Origin of the sequence: Amycolatopsis sp. NPDC102389, from assembly GCF_044765885.1 — a bacterium.
Classification (GTDB): Bacteria; Actinomycetota; Actinomycetes; order Mycobacteriales; family Pseudonocardiaceae; genus Amycolatopsis.
In genome coordinates this window covers 24,158-46,227 of the sequence record NZ_JBIWKX010000025.1, presented here as the reverse complement: position 1 = coordinate 46,227, position 22,070 = coordinate 24,158, and the positions used below count along the sequence as shown (strand labels likewise).

General features: G+C 69.1%; 23 protein-coding genes. 10 read left to right on the top strand and 13 right to left on the bottom strand.

Annotated elements, in window-relative coordinates:
• Window positions 1-61: 61 nt before the first annotated feature.
• Window positions 62-649: a TetR/AcrR family transcriptional regulator gene (locus ACIRGA_RS21755; RefSeq protein ID WP_400943647.1), complete on the bottom strand. Its 588-nt coding sequence runs from the start codon at window positions 647-649 to the stop codon at window positions 62-64.
• Between the two features lie 24 nt (window positions 650-673).
• Window positions 674-2,173, bottom strand: a complete 1,500-nt coding sequence (locus tag ACIRGA_RS21750) for a glutamate-cysteine ligase family protein (protein ID WP_400943645.1) — start codon at window positions 2,171-2,173, stop codon at window positions 674-676.
• Between the two features lie 216 nt (window positions 2,174-2,389).
• Between ACIRGA_RS21750 and ACIRGA_RS21745 the strand changes: the two genes are divergently transcribed.
• The gene (locus tag ACIRGA_RS21745; protein WP_400943642.1) at window positions 2,390-3,205 is read left to right on the top strand and encodes a TrmH family RNA methyltransferase; all 816 of its coding nucleotides are present in this window, start codon (window positions 2,390-2,392) and stop codon (window positions 3,203-3,205) included.
• A gap of 27 nt (window positions 3,206-3,232) precedes the next feature.
• On the top strand, window positions 3,233-3,835 hold the full coding sequence (locus ACIRGA_RS21740; protein WP_400943639.1) for a DUF2537 domain-containing protein: 603 nt from the start codon (window positions 3,233-3,235) through the stop codon (window positions 3,833-3,835).
• Here ACIRGA_RS21740 and ACIRGA_RS21735 read toward each other — a convergent pair.
• Window positions 3,832-4,647 carry a hypothetical protein gene (locus ACIRGA_RS21735; RefSeq protein WP_400943636.1) on the bottom strand — a complete coding sequence of 272 codons (816 nt, stop codon included), beginning with the start codon at window positions 4,645-4,647 and terminating at the stop codon, window positions 3,832-3,834. The two genes, ACIRGA_RS21740 and ACIRGA_RS21735, sit on opposite strands and share 4 nt — an antisense overlap.
• A 32-nt stretch (window positions 4,648-4,679) precedes the next feature.
• On the opposite strand from ACIRGA_RS21735, the gene ACIRGA_RS21730 reads away from it, so the two are divergent.
• Complete coding sequence (locus ACIRGA_RS21730; RefSeq protein ID WP_400943634.1) at window positions 4,680-5,045, top strand: MmcQ/YjbR family DNA-binding protein; 366 nt, start codon at window positions 4,680-4,682, stop codon at window positions 5,043-5,045.
• A 36-nt stretch (window positions 5,046-5,081) separates the two neighbouring features.
• On the opposite strand, the gene sepH is transcribed toward ACIRGA_RS21730, so the two are convergent.
• From sepH to ACIRGA_RS21710, 4 genes are all read right to left on the bottom strand, one after another.
• Window positions 5,082-5,927 (bottom strand): septation protein SepH, encoded by an 846-nt coding sequence (gene sepH, locus ACIRGA_RS21725; protein WP_400943631.1) that lies wholly within the window; start codon window positions 5,925-5,927, stop codon window positions 5,082-5,084.
• Window positions 5,928-6,117: 190 nt separating this feature from the next.
• Window positions 6,118-7,284 carry an ATP-binding protein gene (locus tag ACIRGA_RS21720; RefSeq protein ID WP_400943628.1) on the bottom strand — a complete coding sequence of 389 codons (1,167 nt, stop codon included), beginning with the start codon at window positions 7,282-7,284 and terminating at the stop codon, window positions 6,118-6,120.
• Window positions 7,281-7,940 carry a response regulator transcription factor gene (locus ACIRGA_RS21715; RefSeq protein ID WP_400943625.1) on the bottom strand — a complete coding sequence of 220 codons (660 nt, stop codon included), beginning with the start codon at window positions 7,938-7,940 and terminating at the stop codon, window positions 7,281-7,283. The genes ACIRGA_RS21720 and ACIRGA_RS21715 overlap by 4 nt, the downstream gene beginning before the upstream one ends.
• 237 nt (window positions 7,941-8,177) lie before the next feature.
• Window positions 8,178-9,980, bottom strand: a complete 1,803-nt coding sequence (locus ACIRGA_RS21710; RefSeq protein ID WP_400943622.1) for an alpha-L-fucosidase — start codon at window positions 9,978-9,980, stop codon at window positions 8,178-8,180.
• Window positions 9,981-10,209: 229 nt separating this feature from the next.
• On the opposite strand from ACIRGA_RS21710, the gene ACIRGA_RS21705 reads away from it, so the two are divergent.
• From ACIRGA_RS21705 to ACIRGA_RS21685, 5 genes are all read left to right on the top strand, one after another.
• Complete coding sequence (locus tag ACIRGA_RS21705) at window positions 10,210-10,755, top strand: hypothetical protein (RefSeq protein ID WP_400943620.1); 546 nt, start codon at window positions 10,210-10,212, stop codon at window positions 10,753-10,755.
• Window positions 10,752-11,852, top strand: coding sequence for a peptidoglycan-binding protein (locus ACIRGA_RS21700; RefSeq protein ID WP_400943618.1), 1,101 nt, complete (start codon window positions 10,752-10,754; stop codon window positions 11,850-11,852). The genes ACIRGA_RS21705 and ACIRGA_RS21700 overlap by 4 nt, the downstream gene beginning before the upstream one ends.
• Window positions 11,849-12,535: an ABC transporter ATP-binding protein gene (locus ACIRGA_RS21695; RefSeq protein WP_400943615.1), complete on the top strand. Its 687-nt coding sequence runs from the start codon at window positions 11,849-11,851 to the stop codon at window positions 12,533-12,535. Before ACIRGA_RS21700 ends, ACIRGA_RS21695 begins: the two co-directional genes overlap by 4 nt.
• Window positions 12,532-13,752 (top strand): ABC transporter permease, encoded by a 1,221-nt coding sequence (locus ACIRGA_RS21690; protein ID WP_400943613.1) that lies wholly within the window; start codon window positions 12,532-12,534, stop codon window positions 13,750-13,752. Before ACIRGA_RS21695 ends, ACIRGA_RS21690 begins: the two co-directional genes overlap by 4 nt.
• 80 nt (window positions 13,753-13,832) lie before the next feature.
• The gene (locus ACIRGA_RS21685; RefSeq protein WP_400943610.1) at window positions 13,833-15,032 is read left to right on the top strand and encodes a glycosyltransferase 87 family protein; all 1,200 of its coding nucleotides are present in this window, start codon (window positions 13,833-13,835) and stop codon (window positions 15,030-15,032) included.
• Between the two features lie 3 nt (window positions 15,033-15,035).
• Here the strand turns inward: ACIRGA_RS21685 and serC are convergent, their stop codons facing one another.
• The gene (gene serC, locus ACIRGA_RS21680) at window positions 15,036-16,163 is read right to left on the bottom strand and encodes a phosphoserine transaminase (RefSeq protein WP_125683971.1); all 1,128 of its coding nucleotides are present in this window, start codon (window positions 16,161-16,163) and stop codon (window positions 15,036-15,038) included.
• Window positions 16,164-16,278: 115 nt separating this feature from the next.
• Between serC and ACIRGA_RS21675 the strand changes: the two genes are divergently transcribed.
• Window positions 16,279-16,596: a hypothetical protein gene (locus ACIRGA_RS21675; protein ID WP_400943606.1), complete on the top strand. Its 318-nt coding sequence runs from the start codon at window positions 16,279-16,281 to the stop codon at window positions 16,594-16,596.
• The gene (locus ACIRGA_RS21670) at window positions 16,596-17,105 is read left to right on the top strand and encodes a hypothetical protein (RefSeq protein ID WP_400943604.1); all 510 of its coding nucleotides are present in this window, start codon (window positions 16,596-16,598) and stop codon (window positions 17,103-17,105) included. Before ACIRGA_RS21675 ends, ACIRGA_RS21670 begins: the two co-directional genes overlap by 1 nt.
• Here the strand turns inward: ACIRGA_RS21670 and ACIRGA_RS21665 are convergent.
• From ACIRGA_RS21665 to ACIRGA_RS21645, 5 genes are read right to left on the bottom strand one after another with little or no spacing between them, the layout of a single operon-like run.
• Window positions 17,102-18,448, bottom strand: coding sequence for a serine hydrolase domain-containing protein (locus ACIRGA_RS21665; protein WP_400943602.1), 1,347 nt, complete (start codon window positions 18,446-18,448; stop codon window positions 17,102-17,104). The two genes, ACIRGA_RS21670 and ACIRGA_RS21665, sit on opposite strands and share 4 nt — an antisense overlap.
• A 14-nt stretch (window positions 18,449-18,462) precedes the next feature.
• The gene (locus ACIRGA_RS21660; RefSeq protein WP_400943599.1) at window positions 18,463-19,083 is read right to left on the bottom strand and encodes a response regulator; all 621 of its coding nucleotides are present in this window, start codon (window positions 19,081-19,083) and stop codon (window positions 18,463-18,465) included.
• Entirely contained in the window at window positions 19,080-20,240 is a 1,161-nt protein-coding gene (locus ACIRGA_RS21655; RefSeq protein WP_400943797.1) for a sensor histidine kinase, read from the bottom strand. Before ACIRGA_RS21655 ends, ACIRGA_RS21660 begins: the two co-directional genes overlap by 4 nt.
• Window positions 20,237-21,049, bottom strand: coding sequence for an ABC transporter permease (locus tag ACIRGA_RS21650; protein WP_400943596.1), 813 nt, complete (start codon window positions 21,047-21,049; stop codon window positions 20,237-20,239). The genes ACIRGA_RS21655 and ACIRGA_RS21650 overlap by 4 nt, the downstream gene beginning before the upstream one ends.
• Window positions 21,046-21,885, bottom strand: a complete 840-nt coding sequence (locus ACIRGA_RS21645; protein WP_400943593.1) for an ABC transporter ATP-binding protein — start codon at window positions 21,883-21,885, stop codon at window positions 21,046-21,048. Before ACIRGA_RS21645 ends, ACIRGA_RS21650 begins: the two co-directional genes overlap by 4 nt.
• Window positions 21,886-22,070 lie beyond the last annotated feature (185 nt).

The following is a 22,070-nucleotide window of genomic DNA, read 5'->3' as shown; positions in this document are numbered from 1 at the left end:
ATCGATCTGACATGCTGTCAGAAAGAGCGTAAGGCACAATCGCGGGTTAGGCTACCCTAATTCACGGGTTTTCCCTCATCCCGACCGCTCTGAGCACGAATCGGACGGCTCCCTCGATCGCGTCGTCCAGCCGTTCGGGTGGTACGTCGACGACCTGACGGCTGCCCAGCGCGGCGGTGATCATCGGGATCAGCACGTCGGGGTCTTCCTCCGGCGCCCCCTCGGCGAGGATCTCGCGCAGCTGATCGGTGATCGGGTCGGCGTGCGCGCTGATCCGCCGGTACGCGGCCGGCGCCAGCGCCGACGCGAGCGCCGTCCCGGGCGGCAGGTGGTACTCGGCCAGCACGCGCAACTGCAACCGGACGAACGTCGAAAGCTTCTCGACCGGGGTGTCCGCGGTCGCGACGGCCGCCGTCAGCCGTTCGACGTACCGCGTCGCCTCGTCCTCGACGAAGGCCACCAGCAGGCTTTCCTTGTCGGGAAAGTGGTTGTACATCGCCGTGCGGCCGAGGCCGGCCTCGGCGGCGACACCCGCGAGCGTGATCGCGTCGAACCCGCGCTCGTACAGCTGCCCGCGCAGGACGTCGAACACCCTGCTGCGGACCTCGCGCCGGTGCTCCTCAAGCGACCGGCCGATGATCTTGGGCAAGAGCCACCTCCCTGGGAGGAAACTCTATGCCTCCAGCGACCAGGTGTGCACCGGCGTCTCCGTGGCCGACAGCTCCAGATACCGGCCCAGCATCCGGTTCAGCGCGGTCTCCCGCTCGGCGCCGCGTTCCTCCGCGCGCAGGACGTACTCCCGCTGCCACGCCGCGCCGGTGCGCCTGGTGAGGCACCGCTGCTCGATGATGCCCAGATAGCGCTCTCTCGCTTCGTCCGAAACATCCGACCGGCGTAGTCCCTCGTGCGCCAGCGGGAGCAGGACCCGCAGCACCAGCTCGTCCGGCGGGATCCAGCCGATCCCCGGCCAGTACAGCTGCGCGTCGAAACCCCGGCGCGCCCCCGCGTACATGTTCTCCTCGGCCGCCTGGAACGACATCTGTGTCCACACTGGACGGTCGGCCTCGGCGAGGGCCCGCTGCGCGCCGTAGAAGAAGGCGGCGTTCGCGACCATGTCGACGACGGTCGGTCCGGCGGGCAGCACGCGGTTCTCCACCCGCAGATGCGGCAGGCCGTCGACGACGTCGTAGACCGGGCGGTTCCAGCGCCAGACGGTGCCGTTGTGCATCCGCAGCTCGGTGAGTTTCGGCGCCTGACCGGAGTCGAGCGCCTCGATCGGATCCTCGCGATCGGTCTCGGGCAGCAGACCGGGGAAGTACCGGACGTTCTCCTCGAACAGGTCGAAGATCGACGTGATCCACCGCTCGCCGAACCACACCCTCGGCCGCACGCCCTGGTTCTTCAGTTCCTCCGGCCGGGTGTCCGTGGCCTGCAGGAACAGTGGGATCCGGGTCTCATGCCAGAGCGTTTTGCCGAGCAGGAACGGCGAATTCGCCCCGACTGCGATCTGGACGCCCGCCAGCGCCTGCGCCGCGTTCCAATGCGCCGCGAACTCCTCGGGGGCGACCTGCAGATGCAGCTGGACGGAGGTGCACGCGGCCTCGGGGAGGATGGATTCGGAGTAGCTGCGCAGCCGCTCGGGCTGTCTGCCCGGCAGCGGCGCGCCCTCCATCGACAGCACGGTGCGCTCGCCACGAGCGGCGAAGATCCGGTCGTTGAGCAGCGAATACCGGGCGTTGTTGGTCAGCCACTTCTGATCGAAATGCTCGTGCCGCAGCGTCGGGAGGATGCCGATCATCGCCAATGAGGCACCGGATTCCTCGGCCGTGCGCGAAGCGGCGCTCAGATAGGCGTTGAGGTCGTCCTCCAGTTGCAGCGCGGATTCGCCGGCCAGCGGCCGCGGCGGCACGTTGAGCTCCAGGTTGTGCTGGCCGAGCTCGGTGGTGAACGACGGGTCGTTCAGTGCCTCGAGCACCGTCGTGTTCGTCATCGACGGGCGCATCTCCGCGTCGACGAGATTGAGTTCGACCTCGAGCCCGATGTTCTTGCGCGGGAAGGAAAAGCTGCCATCGGTGAGCATTCGGGCCAAGGTGTCGAGGCAGCGCTGGACCTTTCGGCGGTAACGTCCGCGATCCTGGGGTTCACAGGGGTCCGCCGAAAGATTCTTACCCATGTTCGTCGAGCTCCTCATTGGCCACGCTCCGCGGGATCCAGGCGGGACTGCCAGGCGGCCCAACGGTTTCACGCATCGCTGTCGCCCGGCTAGCGGCCAAACTGGTGCTCTCTGTCACTAGGGGTTAACTGACAGCAAAATACCTCCGTTCGTACCAGCTACCCGTCGACGTTCGGACGCAAACGCCGCGCAGCGGGCGGATGACACACTCTCCTGGTGGCTGAACTGATCACCATCGACGACCGCGACGACCCGCGGCTCGACGATTTCCGCGACTTGTCCACAGCCGATCGGCGTCCCGATAGGCCGGGTGGGCGTGGCTTCGTGATCGCCGAAGGCACCGTCGTGGTCGAGCGATTGCTCAAATCCCGCTATCCGGTCCGCTCCCTCCTCGGCGTGGAACGGCGATTCCACGAATTGGGCGAGGAACTGGACGCGGTCGACGTTCCCGGTTATGTGACCTCTGCCGAGACGATGGCCGACGTGGTCGGATTCCACCTGAATCGCGGGATCCTGGCCGTCGCCGACCGGCCCGTCCCACCGCCGGCGGTCGAAGACGTCATCGACGGCGCACGGGTGCTCGCGGTGCTCGAAGGCGTCGGTGACCACGAGAACCTCGGTTCGCTGTTCCGCAACGCGGCCGCGCTCGGCGTCGACGGGATCCTGCTCGGCGCCGGATGTTCGGACCCGCTGTACCGGCGCAGTGTCCGGGTCTCGATGGGGCACGTCTTGCGCGTTCCGTTCGCCACCTTCGGGTCGTGGCCGGGCGACCTGGAATTGCTGCGGGACCGCGGTTTCCGCATCGCGGCCCTCACTCCACGTGCGGATTCCGTTTCGCTGCGCCAGTTACGGGATCAGACACCGGAGAAGGTCGCGTTGATGCTGGGCGCGGAGGGCCCCGGCCTGACCGACGAGGCCATCGCCGCCGCCGACGTCGCGGTGCGGATCCCGATGCCGGAAGGCGTCGATTCGCTGAATGTCGCCACGGCGGGCGCGATCGCGTTCTACGAGACGCGTCCACCGCTATCGTGAGCACCCGAGCGATCACGAGGAGAACCCATGGAATTGCGGATCCGTGAGGGACGCGCGGTGCTGGCCGGGCCGGACGGCGAAAGCGCGCGCGAGGTGGACCCGCATTCACTCGCGATCGGTTCGGATCTCGCGCAGGCGTTGCACGAATGGGCGCGCGTCGCGTCCGCCGTCGGCTCCTCCAGCACCGAAGCCGCTTCGGTGGTCTCCCAGCGAGGCCGCCAGCTCGCGCAGCGGGTCGCCGCCACGATGGGCACGTCGGTGCGGTTCGTCGACCCCGTCTCCGGCGACGGCGTCATCGTCGCCCCGCCCGCCCCCGCTCCCCGCAGCGAACTCGCGCGGCGGCTTTTCGGTACCCCGGACCCGGCCGGGGAGCCGACACCGTGGCTGACCGGCCTGACCGTTTCGGCGTTCGTCGCGGCCGTGGTGGTCGTGGCGATGCTGGCCTTGGCGAACACTCTCGCGCGCGAGACCAACGGCTGGCTCGCGCTGCTCGCGTCCGCCGTCGTGACCGCCGGGATCTCGCCGTCGCTGTGGCTCGCGCGGCGGGTGCCGATCGTGCGGTGGGCGTCGTTCGGCGCGGCCGCGGGGATAGTGATCGCGTGGATCGGCGTGCTGATCGTCGTCTTCTAGCGTTTGTGGAACTTGAGACTTGGCCCGCCCGCCTGTGTCGCCGAATGCCCGTAAAGCTCATAACCGTGGTACGCGGCGATCTGCACGACCAGGTCCGCGGAGATCCGATAGGAGCGCATCGCGAATTCCACCCGGGGGCTGCCGTCGAATTCCCGGGCCAGCCAGCCGACGCGGGTGGTGCGCGGGAACAGGCCGGTGATGAACGCCGCCGGGATCACGCCGCCGAGGGCCGCCATGAACAGCAGGTTGACCATCGGATCCTCGTAATCCGTCGGCATCCCGACGATCACCGCCGCCGCGCCGAGGAGGACGAGGACGGTGACGGGGGCGATGTAGTTCAGCCAGGCGTAGCGGAACCGGGGCCCGGCGGGGGCGGGCAAGGGCAGCCGTGGTGGTGACGGATCCCGGCTGAGCAGGAGCACCCGGTCGTTCGGTTCGGAGAAATCGGCCGCGACTCGCAGGCCTTCCGTCTCGGCGATCGCCGAGACACGCCGGGCGGAAAGTTGCGCGTGCTTGAGGCTGATCCAGACCCGGTCCGAGCCGCTGAGGTGGTTGAGCAGCCAGCGTTCCCGGTCCTTGTCCGGTTTGTCGGGCAAGTCGAAGCCGGGGACCGGCGGGGCGTAGTGCGGAGCGAACTGGAAGCTCATATAGCCCTGGAACATCGGCGCGATCTCCAGGTAGCCGCGGCTGCGGGCGATCCCGCGGAGCGCGTCGGGATCGATCCACCATTCCATCGGTGAGACATGCGCGTACGGCGCTCCGGTGAACACCTGGAAACGCAATCGGACCGTGCGGGTGTACCAATCCTGCATGAAATCCCCCCGACCGGAGGATACTGAAATCCATGACCGGTGATCCGCTCGATTCACTCAGACGGCTGTGTATCGCGCTGCCGGAAGTGTCCGAGCGGCTCAGTCACGGCGAGCCGACGTGGTTCGTGCGCGGCAAGAAGACGTTCGTCATGTACGCGGACCGTCATCACGACGACAAGGTCGCCTTCTGGTGCCCGGCGCCGCCCGGGGCGCAGGAGGAACTGGTGGGCGCCGAGCCGGAACGGTTCTTCCGGCCGCCGTATGTCGGACATCGGGGGTGGCTCGGGGTGCGGCTGGACACCGACGTCGACTGGGCCGAGATCGACCGGATCGTCACCGACGCGTATTGCCTCGTGGCGCCGAAATCCCTGGTCGCGCAGGTCCCCGGACGCACGTAATGGCCCCTCCACCGGAAGGGGCCACTACGTGCGGATTCAACCTCGTTGCGATCGGACGCCCAGGAGGACGTCTTCCCAGGATGGAACGATGGGGTGGTTCTTCTTCCCCTTCGCCCGCGGAGCGGGTTCGGCCACTTCCTCCGGCTCGTCAGCCGGAAGTGGTGGCTCGGCATCTTCTTCGGGCTCCGCGATCGGCGCGTCGATCACCTTCGCGACCGGCTCTTCGGGAACCGAGTCAAGGGTCGGCTGGACGACCGCTTCCTTGCCGGGATCCAGTGCCCGCACCGTGCGCGGGGCGCGGTAGGCGTTGGGGTTGAGCAGGACTTCGGCGTTCTCGTCGAGGGCCTGCACGGTGCCGCCGTGCGCGCCGGGCGCGAACGACCAGTGCGCGCGGTTGTCCGAGCGGCCGGCCTTCCAGCTCAGCACGACGACCCACTTGCCGTCATCGCCTCGCCAGGAGTCCCAGGTCGCCTGGCTGTAGTCGTGACCGCGCTGCCCGAAGGAGTGCGCCACGACCTCGCCGAGCGTCTGGACGTCGGGGCCGTCTTCGCGGACCGGATGCGCCCGCTGGGCCAGCTCGGCCGTGCGGGATCGTTCGAGCAGGACGGGGTACGCGAACCGCTCGACGCGCTGCACGGTGACGCCGGCGCTGCTCGCGACCTGCTCCACGGACTCACCGGCCCGGATTCGTGCCTGGATCTCGCGTGGCCGCATTTGGCTCTCCAACTCGATTTCGATCTGGCCGAGGCGGGTGATGTCACCCCTCGCCGCCGCTCGCAGCCTCTCATCCGCGGGGAGCAGGAAGCGCGTGCGGCTTGCCGGGTCTTCGCACACGATGGACTTACCGTCCTCGTGCAGCCCGACCACCCGTAGCGCTCGCATTCTCGCCTCCCCGATTCTTCACCATTGTGGGTGTCCACGTTAAAACGGCGCGTCGCCTTGACGTGTGAGGCGCGCCGATGTCATGTGTCCTGCTCACTATTTTGTTCATGACGGCAAGGGGAATTCTGCGGGAGCGACGGGCGGCTCGCCGCGTGACGCGCCGGACACGCACAGTCACGATCGGGGGAATCTACGGCAGCCGCACCCGGACGACCAGTCCGCCGCCGCGGCCGCCCGGTTCCGCGCCCGCGGCCCCGCCGTGCGCCTTCGCGATGGACCGGACGATCGACAGCCCGAGCCCGGCGTTGCGGGAGTCGCCGGTGCGGTCACCCGACAGCCTGCGGAACGGCTCGAACAGGGCGGGAACGGCGTCCAGCGGCACCTGCGGGCCGGTGTTGCGCACCACCAGCGCCGGATCGCCGCCGATGTCGACGTGGGTCCAGCCGCCGTTGCGGTTGTAGGTGATGGCGTTGTGCACGAGGTTCGTGACCAGCCGCTCCAGCAGCACGGGGTCGCCGGACACCGTCCGCGGCCGCAGCCGCGACTCCACCGTGACACCCGCTTCTTCGGCCATGGCCGACGCCGACCGGATCACCGTCGCCGCCACCTCGTCCAGCCGGACGGGGGCCCGCGCGGCCAGGCCGCGGTCACTGCGGGCGAGGACGAGCAGGCCTTCGATCATCCGTTCGCTGCGTTCGTTGGTGTAGATCAGATGCTCGCCGAGTTTCCGGATCTCGGGGCTCGCGCCGGGATCGGCCATCGCCACCTCGACCAGCGTGCGCTGCACCGCGAGCGGGGTCCGCAGTTCGTGGGAAGCGTTGGCGACGAAGCGTTTCTGGCTGTCGAACGACACGGCGAGCCGGTCGAGCATGCCGTCGAAGGTGTCGGCGAGTTCCTTGAGTTCGTCGTCGGGGCCGTCGAGGCCGATGCGCCGGTCGAGGTTTTCCACCTCGAGTTTCCTTGCGGTGGAAGTGATCGCGTGCAGCGGCCGGAGCACGCGGCTCGCCATCAGCCAGCCGAGCAGCACCGCGAGCGCGCCGGCGATCGCCAGTGCCACCAGTGATTGCCACAGCAGGGTCGAAAGGACGCCCGAGCGGTATTCGGTGATCGAGGTCGCGACCAGTTGCGTGGCTTGAGCGCGCTCGGCGGGAAGAATGGCCGTCGTGTCCATCGGATACGGCTCGGCCACCTGGAACCGGGCCCCGGCGGTCGCGCCGTTCGCGAACGCGGCCGTGTCGGGCAGGGTCGAGCTCACCAGCAGGTAGTTGACGATCAGCAAGGCGAGCCCGACGATCAGGAACGCGCCGCCGTAGAGCGCCGTCAGCTTGGTGCGGACGGAGAGCCGGAGCGGTTTCACGACCCGAACCGGTAACCGGCGCCGGGCACGGTCTCGATCAGCGGCGGTTCACCGAGTTTGCGCCGCAACGTCATCATCGCCACCCGGACGGCGTTCGTGAACGGATCGGCGTGTTCGTCCCACGCCTTCTCCAGCAGTTCTTCCGCGCTGACCACGGTCCCTTCGGCGCGCATGAGCACCTCCAAGACCGCGAATTCCTTGGGGGACAAGGGAAGGAACCGGCCGTCGCGCGACGCCTGGTGCCGGGGCAGGTCGAGGACGACGCCGCCGCGTTCCAGCACCGGCGGCAACGCCGGCCGCGCTCGCCGCGAGAGCGCCTGCACCCTGGCGACGAGTTCGGCGAACGCGAACGGTTTCGTCAGGTAGTCATCGGCGCCGAGGCCGAGCCCGGCGACCCGGTCGTTGATGTCGGCGGCGGCCGTCAGCATCAGGACCCGTGCCTCGCCGCCGGTCCGGATCACCGCGGCGCAGACCTCGTCGCCGTGCACGACGGGGAGGTCCCTGTCGAGCACGACGACGTCGTAGCCGTGCACCCCCACCCGGTCCAGGGCCTGCGCGCCGTCGTAGCAGACGTCGACGGCCATGGAGAACCGTCGCAGGCCCTCGGCGATCGTGTCCGCCAGGAGCCGCTCGTCTTCCACCACCAGCACTCTCACCTGGCCAGTCTGCCCCGGATGGGGGTAAGCGGGGGATAAGCGTGGCTCGCGTGGGTCGGGGGGGGGGGGGGGGGGGGGGGGGGGGGGGGGCGGCAACAACAACACACAAAACCCAACACACAAAAAAGAGCGGGGGGGGGGGGGGGGCGGGGGCAGGGGCGCGGCGGGGGGGGGGCGGCGCTCCCCCCCCCCCCCCCCCCCCCCCCCCCCCCCCCCCCCACCACCTGTACCGAATGCTCAGGCGGCGGGGTGCAGCTGCCGTGCCGGGATCACCTGCTGAGGAGTGTTCGGGCTCGACCACAGCAGCTTCATCGACGCCTCACCGCCTCGTTCGGTGTGTTCGAGCCGGATCTCGTACGACTTGCCGGCGGCCAGGTCGAGAGTCGCTTTGTCGACACTTGGGCCGTGTGGTGTGGTGTTGTCGATCAGGAGGTTCCCGTCGACCCACAGTCGCACCGTGTCGTCCGAAACCGTGGTGAACGTGTACTTCCCGGTGTCGCGCGCGGTGACTTGTCCGGTCCAGCGTGACGAGAAGGTCTCCGCCGGGATCTTCGCGTCCGGTGAGCCGGTGAACTTCCAGTTGTGGTTCACGCCCGGTTCGACGCGGCGCACCGACGGTGTCCCGGTGAAGTCCGCGTTCGGCCAGTATTCGGCGGTCAGCCCGGTCCCGCGGCCGGCGGGCGCCTGCGGCAGAGGGGCGACACTCAGTTCGATGACGGTCGCGACGTCGTTCGTCCGGCCGCCCGACGGGGTGAGCTTCACGCTTCCGGGCGACTGCTCGACCCGCACGCGCTGACGGCTGCCGAGCACCCGCGCGTCGCGCACCCGGAACGGCGCCAACGCGTCGAGCGTCAGCGAACCGCCCGCCGCGGGCCAGTCGAACACCGACGCGTAGAGCTTGTCACCGCGACGGCTGACGACGCCCCAGCCCGGTTCGGTGACGAGTCCCGGCGCGCCCGCTCCATAGACGGCGGCGGAGTGTCCGTTCGCCCGCAGCCACTGGCCCATCTGCTTCAGTCTGTCGATGGATTCCCGCGGCACACGACCGTTGCGATCGGGGCCGACGTTGAGCAGGAAGTTCCCGCTGCGGCCGGCGATCGAGAGCAGTTTCCTGGTCAGATCCGCCGCGGATTTCCAGTTGTGGTCCCAATCGGTGTATCCCCAGCTGCCGTTGAGGGTCATGCACGATTCCCACAGCTGCCCGTCGACCGGCTTGTCCGGGATCTCCTGTTCGGGGGTTCCCGTGTCGCCGTCGACCACCCGCCGTTTGCCGACCCGGTTGTTGACCACAATGGACGGATCGAGGCTGCGGACGTAGGCCTCCAGTTCCTCGCCGTCCCTTTCGGTCCAGGGATTGTTGGGCCTGTCGGTGCTCCATTCGCCGTCGAACCACAGCACCGCCGGGTGGTAGTTGTCGACGAGTTCCTTGAGCTGGGCGTACATCCGTTCCTTGTACTTCGGGAACGTCGCGGGGTCCGGGAAGTCGGGGTCGTGCCAGTCCCAGATCGAGTAGTAGAAGCCGAGTTTGACGTCGCGCGCGGCCGTCGCGCGTTTCAGCTCGGCGAGGATGTCGCGGTTCTTGTCGAACGCGGAGTGGTCGCGGAGGTTGAATTTGTTGACCTTCGTCGGCCACATCGCGTAGCCCTCGTGATGCTTCGACGTGATCACCACATACTTCTGCCCGGCGTCCTTCGCCGACTGCGCGATGGCGTTCGCGTCGAAGCCGGCCGGGTTGAACTTCGCGGCGATCTGCTCGTACTCGGCGCGCGGGATCTGGCAGTTCCGCTGGATCCATTCGGCGTCCTGGCAAACGCTTCCGTCGGGGCGCGTGTACTTCCCTTGGAGCTGGGAGTACGCGCCGAAGTGGATGAACTGGCCGAAGCGGTCGTCGCGCCACCAGCGCGTCCGGTCGGCGGTGAACGGGTCGTCGTAGGCGTGGTCGGACGGGAGTGGTGCGGCTTCCGCGGCGGGCAGGACGCCCAGTGCGGTGGTCGCGATGACTAGGGCCGCCAGGGCCCGGAGTGGCGTGCGGCGATTCATGCACTCCTCCTCGCTGAGGTGTGGACGTCGGGACTCTAAGAAGCCAGAGGTCGGATGTGAACCCCCGAAAGGTCCATCGGCGAGCTAGTTCACCCGTAAAGACGGCATAAAGGTCGGATCTCTGTTCCGCTGATCGGGACGGTAAGCGCGGCATAAGCAACATCGCTTACCGCCCCGGAATCGCCCGCTCCGTAGAAATCGGTGCGCCAAGACGACCGAAGGAGCAGCGATGCGGAAACGACCCATGGCGGTACTGATCGCCGGAGCGGTCTTCGCGCTGGTGGCCGGTTGCGGTGGTGGCGGGGACGGCGGCGACAAGGTCGCCTCGATCTCTTCGCCGCCCGCTGCCGGCGCCGGCGACGGGAAGCAGGCGGACAACGTGTCCGACGAGGACAAGATGCGTAACTTCGCGAAGTGCATGCGCGAGCACGGGATCGACATGCCGGATCCCAAGACCAGCGGTGGCGAGCAGGGGACGATCTCCATCGAGGCGGGCGAAGGCAGGCCCGACGAGAACAAGATGAAGGCCGCGAGCGACGCGTGCCGGAAGCTGCTGCCGAACGGTGGCGAGATCAAGCCGCTCTCGCCGGAAGAGCTCGACAAGATGCGCAAGGAAGCCAAGTGCATGCGCGAGCACGGCATCGACTTCCCGGATCCCGATCCCAGCGGCAAGGGTGCGGCCATGACGATGGACGCGGGCGACCCCAAGAAGTTCGAAGAAGCGGCGAAGGCCTGCGGTCTCGGCATGACCATGAGGGCGGCTCCGGCGAAATGAGCGAACACGAAGGACCCGACGGCGCACGGCGTTCGCGCCGGGCGCGCTGGTTCGTCATCGCGGCGGTCCTCGTCGTCGTGGCCGGGACGATGTCCGTGGTCGTGCTGACCAGGGTCACGTCGGAGGCCCAGCAGATCGGGCAGGCGCCACCACCGGTCGAGACCGCGAAGGTCGAGAAGACCGACCTGCGGGAGGAGGAAGAAGCGAACGGAACTCTGGGCTACGGCGCGGAAAACGCCCTCGCCGGCCGGAAACAGGGCACGATCACGTCCCTGCCGGAAGCGGGCGCGGTGCTCACTCGCGGCAAGGCCGTGTACGGCGTCGACGCCAAACCGGTCCCGCTGTTCTACGGCACGCTGCCGTTCTTCCGTGACCTCGCGGACGGGGCCACGGACGGCCCGGACGTCAAGCAGCTGGAAGAGAACCTGAAGGCGCTCGGTTTCGGTGGTTTCGGCACGCCGGACAAGAAGTTCACCTCCGCGACCGCCGCCGCGCTCAAGAAATGGCAGAAGTCGCTGGGCCTGGAGCAGACTGGCGCGTTCGGGCAGGGCGACGTCGTCCTCGCGCCCGGTGAGATCCGGGTTTCGCAGCTCGCCGCGCAACTCGGCGGCCCCGGCGGCGGCGAACTGCTGAAGTACACCGGCACCGAGCGTCTCGTCGAGATCAAACTCGACGCCGCCAAGCAGGCCATCGCCAAGGCGGGGGACAAGGTCGGCGTCGACATCACCGGCGGCAAGACCACGACCGGGGTGATCACCGAGGTCGGCAAGGTCGCGGAGAACGGCAAGGACGGCGCCGGGCAGGACGACGGCAAGCCGAAGATCAAGGTGAAGATCAAGCTGGACGATCCGGCCGCGGCGGGGTCGCTCGATTCGACACCAGTGTCCGTGCGGTTCACCAAGGAAGTCCACAGTGGAGTGTTGGCGGTCCCGGTCGGGGCGCTGCTCGCGCTCGCCGAGGGCGGGTACGCCGTCGAGGTCGACGAGGGCGGCAAGCGACGCCTCATCGCGGTGAAGACCGGTTTGTTCTCCGGCGGCCGCGTCGAGATCACCGGCACCGGCCTCGCCGCCGGGATGCGGGTGGTGACGACCTCATGACCCCGGTGCTGGACGTGCGCGGCGCCTCGCGCACCTATCCCGGCGGCGTACGGGCGTTGCACGAAGTGACACTGTCCATTGAGGACAGAGAGATGGTCGCCATCGTCGGCCCGTCCGGCTCCGGCAAGTCGACGCTGCTGCAGCTGATGGGCACGCTCGACCGGCCGACCGACGGCGTCATCGAACTGCGCGGGCACGACGTGGCGAAACTGCCCGACCGCAAGCTTTCCGCGTTGCGGTCACGGTGGATCGGCTTCGTGTTCCAGCAGTTCTTCCTCAGCGAGGGGGTGAGCGCGGTCGACAACGTCGCGACGGGGCTGCTGTACGCGGGGGTGCCGCGGCGGAAACGGCACGAACGGGCGCTGGCCGCGCTCGACCGGGTCGGCCTCGCGCACCGGGCCGGTCATTTCCCGAACGAGCTCTCCGGCGGGGAACGGCAGCGGGTGGCGATCGCGCGGGCGGTGGTCAACTCGCCGTCGATCCTGCTGGCCGACGAGCCGACCGGGAACCTCGACACGGGCAACGGCGCGGCGATCCTCAACCTGCTCGCCACGCTGAGTTCGCAGGGGACGACGGTCGTGATCATCACGCACGACCGGGAGATCGCGGCGGGCGTCCCGCGGCGGATCGAGCTGCGGGACGGCCGGATCCGGCTCGACACCGGGACGGGGGTGCCGGTGTGAGCGCGCCCGTCCTCGACAAGACGCCGACGCCGGATCCGGCCAGGCTCGGCCCGCGTGACGTGCTGAACCTCGGCGCGCACGGGATGCGGACGCGGCCGATGCGGGCGGTGCTGTCCGCGCTCGGCATCGGGATCGGGATCGCCGCGATGGTGGCGGTGCTCGCGATCCCGGCGTCGGGCGCGAAGGCGTTGCAGGACCAGCTGGCCGCGCTCGGCACCAACCTGCTTTCGGCGGGGCCTGGCAAGACGATGTTCGGTGGCGACGCGACGCTGCCGGACAGCGCGGTGCCGATGGCGAAGCGGATCGCCCCGGTGACGGCGGCGTCCGCGACCGGGACCACCGGCGGGACCGTGCGGCGTACGGACAAGATCGACAAGGACGAGACGTCCGGCCTCGGTGTCTACGCGGCGACGCCGGATCTTCTCGACGTCATCGGAGGCGCCGTCCGCGACGGGTGGTTCCTCCGGGACGCCACTCGCGACTATCCGGTCGTCGTGCTGGGTTCGGTCGCGGCCGCGAGGCTCGGGATCGACCACATCGACCCGGCCAAACCGCCGCAGGTGTACATCGACGGGAAGTGGTTCACCGTGGGCGGGATCCTCGGGCCGACGCCGCTGGCGCCCGAGATCGAGCGCTCGGTCCTGGTCGGCTGGGACGCCGCGAAACGGCTCCTCGGCTTCAAGGGCCACCCGACGACCGTGTACGTGCGGGCGAAGGACGCGCAGGTCGAGAACGTGCGATCGGTGCTCGCGCAGACGATGAACCCGGAGGCGCCGAACGAGGTCGAGGTCCGTCGTCCGTCTGAAGCGCTGGAGGCGCAGAAGCTGACGGAGAACACGTACAGCGCGCTGTTCCTCGGGCTCGGCGGGGTGGCGCTGCTCGTCGGCGGCGTCGGGGTGGCCAACACGATGGTGATCTCGGTGCTGGAGCGGCGCCGGGAGATCGGCCTCCGCCGGGCGCTCGGCGCGACGAAACGGCAGGTGAGAGGCCAGTTCCTGGCCGAGTCGGTGCTGTTGTCCGGGCTCGGCGGGATCGCCGGGGTCCTGGTCGGGGTGCTGGTGACGTCCGGGTACGCGCTGAGCCAAGGCTGGCCGGCGGTGCTGCCCGTCGGCGCCCTGCTCGGCGGCGTCGGGGTCTCGGCACTGGTCGGTGCCGTCGCCGGTGCCTATCCGGCGATGCGCGCTGCGCGGCTTCCGCCGACCCAGGCCCTCGCCTAGCTCGCGTTTCGTCCTCTGGATGCGGTGGTTCACCGCATCCAGAGGACTGGACGCGGAGTAGCGGTGGGTAATCTCGCCGGGTGCTGGTGGGATTGTCGGGGCGGAAACTCGCGGGGGCGTTGATCGCGCTCGAAGCCGTCGTGGTCGGCGTGCTGTTCACGCTCAAGGTGTTCGACGGCCAGGACCTCGAGGTCTACATCGGCGGCGCGCGGCTGCTCGTGGATTCGGGCGACCCGTACGGGGCGTGGGTGCAGACGCACGGCGGCTGGCTGCCCTTCACCTACACACCGTTCGCGGCAGCGGTCTTCCTGCCCGGCACGCTGCTGACGGCCGCGCTGGCCACACGACTCGTCGGGCTCGCGTCGATCATCGCGGGCGGGATCGTCGTCTACGTCTTCGTCGCGACGCTCAACGGCTCGCTGACCGATCGATCCGCGGTGCGGGGTCGCGCCATCGCGGTCCTGGCGGCGATCGGGGCGCAGGCCGCCGGCGGGATCATGGAGCCGGTCCGTTCGACGCTCGGCTTCGGCCAGATCAACACCCTGCTGATGCTGCTGGTCGTGCTCGACGCCTTGCTGCCGGGCCGCGCCCGCACGAAGGGCCTGCTGATCGGCGTCGCCGCGGCGATCAAGCTGACCCCGGCCTTCTTCATCCTGTTCTTCTTGTTCCGCAAGGACTTCCGCTCCGCGGCCCGGGTGGCGGCCGGATTCCTCGGCGCGGGCGCGCTGATGTTCCTGACCGCGCCCGGCGCGTCGGCGAGGTTCTGGACGGACATCCTCTTCGACACCAGCCGCATCGGCGATCGCGGTTACGTCGGCAACCAGTCGCTGCGCGGGATGCTCGCGCGGTTCGGGTTCGGCTCGGCGGAAGACGTCGTGTGGGTGCTGGCCTCGATCGCGCTGGTCGCGCTGACCGCGTTCGTGATCGTGCGCGTCGCGGAACCGGTGTTCGCGCTGACCGCGTGCGCGATCGGCGGGCTGCTGGTGTCGCCCGTGTCGTGGACGCACCACTGGATCTGGTGCGTGCCCATCCTCGTGCTGCTGATCTGGCTGCGATCGGTCGTTTCGTCCGTGCTCGCGGCCGTGACGGCGGCGCTGTTCGTGATCGCGCCGATGTGGCTCGCGCCGCGGCCCGCCGGAAGCTTCGGCTGGTGGCTGGCGACGGAATCGTTCGTGCTTTGCGGCCTTCTGCTGCTCGTGCTGGCCGCGATCTTCCCCAAGTCCGTGAAGGCCTCCTTGAGGGACTCTGGGTCCCTCAAGGAGGCCTTCACGGAAAGCTAGGTCCTAGCCCAGGCGCTCGACGACGTATTCGATGCTCTGGGTCAGCTTCGTGATGTCGTCCGGGTCGATGGCCGGGAACAGGCCGACGCGCAGCTGGTTGCGGCCTAGCTTCCGGTACGGCTCGGTGTCGACGATCCCGTTGGCGCGCAACACCTTCGCCACCGCCGAGGCGTCCACCTCGTCGGCGAAGTCGATGGTGCCGACAACCTGCGAACGCAGCGACGGGTCGCTGACGAACGGCGTCGTGTAGCTGGTCTTCTCGGCCCATTCGTAGAGCCGGGTCGACGAGTCGCGGGTCCGCGAGGTGGTCCACTCCAGGCCACCGTTGGAGTTCATCCACTCGATCTGGTCGGCCAGCAGGAACAGCGTCGACACCGCCGGGGTGTTGTACGTCTGGTCCTTGCGGGAGTTGTCGAGCGCGGTGGTCAGCGACAGGAACTCGGGGATCCAGCGGTCGCTCGCGCCGATCTCGCCGATGCGCTCGACCGCGGCGGGCGAGGCCAGCGCGATCCAGAGGCCACCGTCGGAGGCGAAGGACTTCTGGGGCGCGAAGTAGTAGACGTCGAAGTCCTCGGCCTTGACCGGCAAGCCGCCCGCGCCGGAGGTGGCGTCGATGGCGACCAACGCGCCTTCACTGCCTTCCGGGCGGCGGACCGGCACCGCGACACCGGTCGAAGTCTCGTTGTGCGCCCAGCCGACCAGGTCGGCGCCGGCCTCGTAGGCGATCTCGGGCGCGCTGCCCGGGTCGGCCTTGACGACGATCGGGTCGGCGAGGAACGGGGCGCCCTTGGTCACCGTGGCGAACTTCGAGGAGAACTCGCCGTAGGTGAAATGCTGCGCACGTTCCCGCACGAGGCCGAACGCGGCGGCGTCCCAGAATGCGGTCGTCCCGCCGTTGCCGAGGACCACTTCGTAGCCTTCGGGCAGGGAGAACAATTCGGACAGACCCGCACGCACGCGGCCGACGAGGGACTTCACCGGCTTCTGACGGTGCGAGGTGCCGAGGTAGGTGGCACCGGATTTCGCCAGGTTGGCGAGCTGCTCGTCACGGACCTTGGACGGTCCGCAGCCGAAGCGGCCATCGGCAGGCTTCAGGTCCGCGGGGAGGGTCAACTCAGGTGCGTCGGTCATGCGCCCAGTCTCTCAGGTCGGGATGACCCTGCTGAAGGTCGGTGCCGCGTGTCCGGCATGTGGGATCGGCGGACCGGCTCCCGCCGGCACCGACCGCCGGGTAGCTTCTCGCCTCATGGCGACAGTGCACGAACGATTCCCCCTGCCTCCCGAGGCGTTGTGGCAGGCCCTCCCGAACGGGGTCACGGCGGCCAAGGGGAAGAACCCCTTCTACGACGCGGCCGCGGGCTACGTCACGTTCTCCACCGGCATGGGCCTCTTCAGCTACGGGCAGACCGTCACGGTGAAGGTCGAGCGCACGCCGGAGGGCTCCGGGCTGGCGATCCAGACGAGCCTCAAGTTCGGCTTCGTCGACTGGGGCGAGGGCAAGCGCATCGCCCGCAAGTTCATCGCGGCCGTCGGCGCCGCGGTCGGGCACACCCCGGCGGTCTGATGCCCGACCCGTGGAGACCCCGGTGGGGTTTCCTGTTCCTGTACTTCCTCGCGCTCACCGGTCATTGGATCTTCCGCGACTGGGACGACACGGCCACCATCGGCGCGATCGTCGGCTTCGTGGCGACGCTGGTGCTCGTGTTCGTCCCCGGCTTGCCGCGCTGGGTGCACGGAGACGAGCCGGGGGAGATCTCGTCGCCGAAGACCCGCCAGTGGTGGACGGCGCTGCGGTTCACGATCCGGCGTCGCAAAGGCGTCCTCGACGTCGTCTTCGGCCCCTGGACGCCGGCCACAGCCACACTGGATCCGGCCGCCGACACCGCGCGTGGGTGGGCCGTCCTCGACGGCGCCCCGGCGAAGTTCGTCATCGAGGACTGCCCGGACGAACTCGCCGAGTCGCTGCGCGAACGGCGCCGGATGTGGGTCGTCGGCGACGCCCACTACGGCGACGTCCTGGTGTGCGCCGACGGCGGCCGCGAGTTCACGACCGCCGCCTTCCGCTTTCGTTAACGCCAGCCTTCGGGGTCGACGCCGCCCGGGATGGGCGCGGCCGGGTCGAACGGCGTGCGCGAGAAGATGAACGTCGCGAGGTCGAGGTGGTTCGGCTTCCCCGCCGAGTCCCGCCCGACCCGCAGCGTTTCGCCCGCGTAGTAGGCGTCGAGCCCGACCCAGGTGTCGTCGCCCACCGGCGCGAACCGCGACGCGCGGCCGGGGCCGTCGGTCGGCGCGAGGGAGAACAGGCCGCCGGGAAGCAGCCGCAGGTGGTACGGCGTCGGGCCCCAGTGCCACAGCCCGGTCAGCTCCAGCAGCTTCGGGTCCACAGTGGACGGTTGCCATTCCGCGGGCATGGACGGCTCGTGCTGTTCGGTCAGGTTCATCAGGTCGAGGCACAGCTGCGTGATGCCGACGCCCGCCGTCGAGTTCGTCAGTACCAGCGCGCCGATGCCGGCGTTCGCGTCGATCAGCGAGCAGGCGAGGAAGCCCGGCATCGAGCCGGTGTGCCCGGCCAGCCGCCTGCCCTCCGTGCGGACCAGCATGACGCCGAGGCCGAACCCGGTGGTCCAGGTGTCGCCGTCGTCCACGGTGACCATTTCGCGCATCTCCGCGACGGTCTGCTCGCTGAGCACGCCGCCGGTGTGGCCGCCGAGGAACGCCGTCCAGCGGGCGAGGTCGGTGACCGTCGACCACAGCTGGCCGGCGGGCGCCATCGCGCCCGCGTCGGGCGACGGCTCCGGCATGAGGAGGTCGGCGAAGGGGTGCACGGCGAACCCGTTCGCGTGGGCGCCTTCCGGATGCGGCGAGGTCCTGGTCATGCCGAGGGGGCCGAGGATCTCGGCGCGGACGACGTCGAGCCAGGACTGCCCGCGGTGCCGGGCGACCAGCTCGCCGAGCACGCCGTAGCCGACGTTGCTGTAGTGGAACCGGCTGCCCGGCCGCAGTCGCGTGGCGCCGTCCTTGAGGCTCTCGACGAGCGCGTCCCAGTCGGCGCCCACCGTGCGCTCCCACCAGGAACCGGGCGATTCCGCGGTCAGGCCCGAGGTGTGCGACAGGAGCTGCGCGATGGTGGCCGAACCGAACGCGGTGCCCGGCAGATGCTGCTCGAGCGGGTCGTTGAGGTCGAGCTTGCCTTCGTCGCGCAGCCGCATGACGGCCGTCGCGACGAGTGTCTTGGTGATCGACCCGAGCCGGTACTGCGTGTCGGTGCCGGGTGTCTCGCCGTCGACGCGGCCGCGCCCTCCGGACCAGGCGATTTCGCCGTCGCGGACGACGGCGGCGACGATGGACGGGGTGCGGCACGAGGATTGCTCGTGCGCGAGGCGGCGGAGCAGCGCCAGTTCGGTCGTGGCAAGCATGGAAGGCATTCTGCCTACCCGAGCAGGCCCAGTCGCATAGCGGTGGTCACCGCGGCCGTGCGGTCCGAAACGTCCAGTTTTCCGAACACGCGCAGGAGATGGGTCTTGACCGTCGCCTCGCTGATGTGGAGCGTCCGGCCGATGTCGGCGTTCGTGCTTCCCTGCGCCACCAGCCGGAGTACCTCGATCTCGCGCGCCGACAAGGGTGACGCCGTCGGGTTGCGCACCCGGTTCACGAGCTTCCCGGCGACCGAAGGTGCCAACACCGTCTCGCCGCGTGACGCCGCACGGATCGCCCCCGCCAGCTCCGTGCGCGAAGCGTCCTTCAACAGATAGCCGGAGGCGCCCGCTTCCACCGCGCGCAGGATGTCCGCGTCCGTCTCGTACGTGGTGAGCACGACGACCCGCTGGCCCGGCCGGTCGGCGAGGATCTTCCGCGTCGCGCCGACGCCGTCGAGACCGGGCATCCGCAGATCCATCAGGATCACGTCCGGCTGCTTGACCCGGCTCAGCGCGACGGCCTCGTCGCCGGAACCCGCTTCCCCGATGACGCTCAGGTCCGGCTCGGCCTCCAGCATGCCGCGCAGGCCTTCCCGCACCACGGGGTGATCGTCGACCAGCATGATCGTGATCACGCGGGCACCTCCAGTTCCACTGTCGTCCCCGCACCGGGTTCGCTCTTCAGCGTCACGATGCCACCGACCTGATCGGTCCGTGTCCGCATCCCGGCCAGACCGAAGCCGCCGGTCGGCGCGGCGGGGTCGAATCCGGTCCCGTCGTCCGTGACGCCGAGCCGGACCCGTCCGTCCACAACGGACAGCCGAAGCGAGACGCCGGTCGCGCGGGAGTGCTTGCGAATGTTGCTCAGCGCCTCCTGCGCCGCTCGCAGAAGGACGACCTCCGTGGGCATCGGGAGCGCGGGCAGCGGCCCGTCGACCTCGATCGACGCGTCAATCCCGGTCTCCTCGGTCAGCCGTTCCACCTGACGGCGCAAGGCTTCCTCCAGCGAAGCGGTGGCGAGCGCCGACGGCCCCTGCGCCGCGACCATCGCCCGCGCCTCGGCAAGGTTCTCCCGAGCCGTCCGCGCCGCGAGCTCCAAGTGGCGGCGGGCGGCCTTCGGGTCGGTGTCCATTTCGGACTCGATGGCCTGCGTCAGCGTGACGATACTGGTGAAACCCTGCGCGAGCGTGTCGTGGATCTCGCGGGCCATGCGTTCGCGCTCCGCGGCCGTCCCCGCCTCCCGCGAGAGCCGGGAAACCTCCGCCTGGCTGGCTTCCAGCTGGTCGATCAGCGCGGCCCTGCTCTTGCTCTGCTCGATGATCTGGCTGGTGTACCGACCGGCGAGGATGCTGAAGACGACCAGGATCGCCGTCATCGGCAGCACGATGCGCAAGGAGGGCTGGTCGAAACCGCCGCGCACGATCGACGTCGCCGGCCCCAGCAGCACCCCGATCGTGGTGAAGATCGACGCCGTCTTCGTCGACAGTGTCATGTAGAGCACCGGGCAGACGAAGAACAGGATGAAACTCGACGTGGTGCTGGCGAAGTTGGCGCCCGTCAGGAAGAGCATCGTCACGGTGGTGAACAGCCACGGCGTGTCTTCGATGTCCGGGCCTTTGATGAGCCGGCGTCCCCGGACCAGGTAGGCCACGGCGATACCGGTCAAGCACAGGATCGCGACCGTTTCGTCCGTGGCCGTCCCGTCGTCGAAGAGCACCAGCGCGGTCGTCGCGGCGAAGGTGATCCCGAAGAGGACCTCCCACAGCCAGTAGAACCGCTCCCAGGCGTTCACTTGCCTTCGTTCGACCATCGGAACGTCAGCTTCGCCAGCAGCAGCCCCGCGACGCACCAAGCCGTCAGCACCAGTGCCACCATCGGAAGTTCCCATGTCCCCGCCATTTCCTGGGTCGCGGCCTCGGCCGGCAGGAACACCGAGCGGAAGCCCTGGCAGATCCACTTCACCGGGAAGAACGAAGCGATGTCGACCATAACCTTCGGCAGATTGGTGATCGGTGTGACGAACACCCCGGAGATGAACTGCAACGCGATGTAGATCAGATTGGCCGCGGCGACCGCGCCGCTGACCGATTTGGTCACCGAGCCGAGCGCGATGCCCAGCAGGGTGCAGCTGGTGACGCCGAGCAGGAAGACCCACAACGCGGTCAGCAGTTTCGCCGGGTCGGTGGGGAAGCTCAGGTCGAACAGCAGGCTGCCGACGATCGACATCAGCACGACCTGGGCGACACTCGTCGCGGCGACCAGGATGATCTTGCCGATGAAGTAGGACGCGGCGGGCATCGGCGTACCGCGAAGCCGTTTCAGCGCACCGGCTTCCCGGTCGGACGCGAGGCCGATACCGACGCTGTTGAACGACGTCGAGACGATGCCGGAGCCGATCATGCCCGCGGCCAGCACCTGTCCGGTGGTGATCGTCATGCCGGGCATCGAGGAGCTCAGCATCGAGCCGAGCAGGATCATCAGCAGGGACGGGAAGGCGAAGGTGAAGATCACCTGCTCCCGGATGCGGAAGAACTGCTTGATCTCCGCGGCGCCCCGGACGAGGCCGAGCGAGAAGGTGCCCGGGAGGGTCAGCGTGCTCATCGGGCTTCTCCGATCAGGTCGAGATAGGTCTCTTCGAGGGTGGGGCGGTGGACGGTCAGCTCCGACGGCTCGCGGCCGTCGGCGGAGAGCTCGCGGATCAGCTTGGCCGGGAAGTGGGTGCGCTCCTGGTGGACGCCGTTCCCGTCGGCCCAGCGGACGGTGGCCTCCGCGGTGGCGCGGCCGCCGAGCGTCTGCGGCGTCCCCTCGGCGACGATCGCGCCGCGCGTGATGACCGCGACCCGGCCGGCGAGCGCCTCGGCCTCGTCCAGATAGTGGGTGGTGAGCAGGATCGTGGTGCCTTCGCGGGCGAGACTCCTGATCAGCTCCCAGAACTGGCGCCGGGCCGCCGGATCGAACCCGGTCGTGGGCTCGTCGAGGAACACCAGCTCGGGCCGCCCGATGATCCCGAGCGCGACGTCCACGCGACGCCGTTGCCCGCCGGAAAGGCTTTTGACGCGGGCTCCCGCCTTCTCCGTCAGGCCGACCTTCTCGATCACCTCTTCGGTGTCACGAGGATTCGGGTAGTAGCGGGCGAAATGCCGGACGGTCTCGGCGACCGTGAGCTCGGCGGCGTCGTTGGCCGTCTGCAGCACGATCCCCAGCTTCGCCCGCCAAGCCCGGCTCGCGGTGCCGGGATCCTCGCCGAGGACCTCGACCTCGCCCGACGTCCGCTTGCGGTGCCCCTCCAGGATCTCGACCGTCGTCGTCTTGCCCGCGCCGTTGGGGCCGAGCAGCGCGAACACCTCGCCCTGCTCGATGTCGAGGTCGATCCCCCCGACGGCCGTATGGCCCGGGTACTCCTTGCGCAGGCCGCGCACTTTCACCGCTGTGGTCATACGTCGATCGTGCTGTGCGGGACGGGGTGCGCGGGACGTCCGCTGGACTGAACCCGGCTGTCAACCGATCGATGGACACCGGTGTCACCGCCCCTCCCGCGTTTAGTCCTCTGGATGCGGTAGTTGCGTGTGCAAGGACCGCATCCAGAGGACTAAACGCGGCTATGCACAGGGTGTGGGGCGTT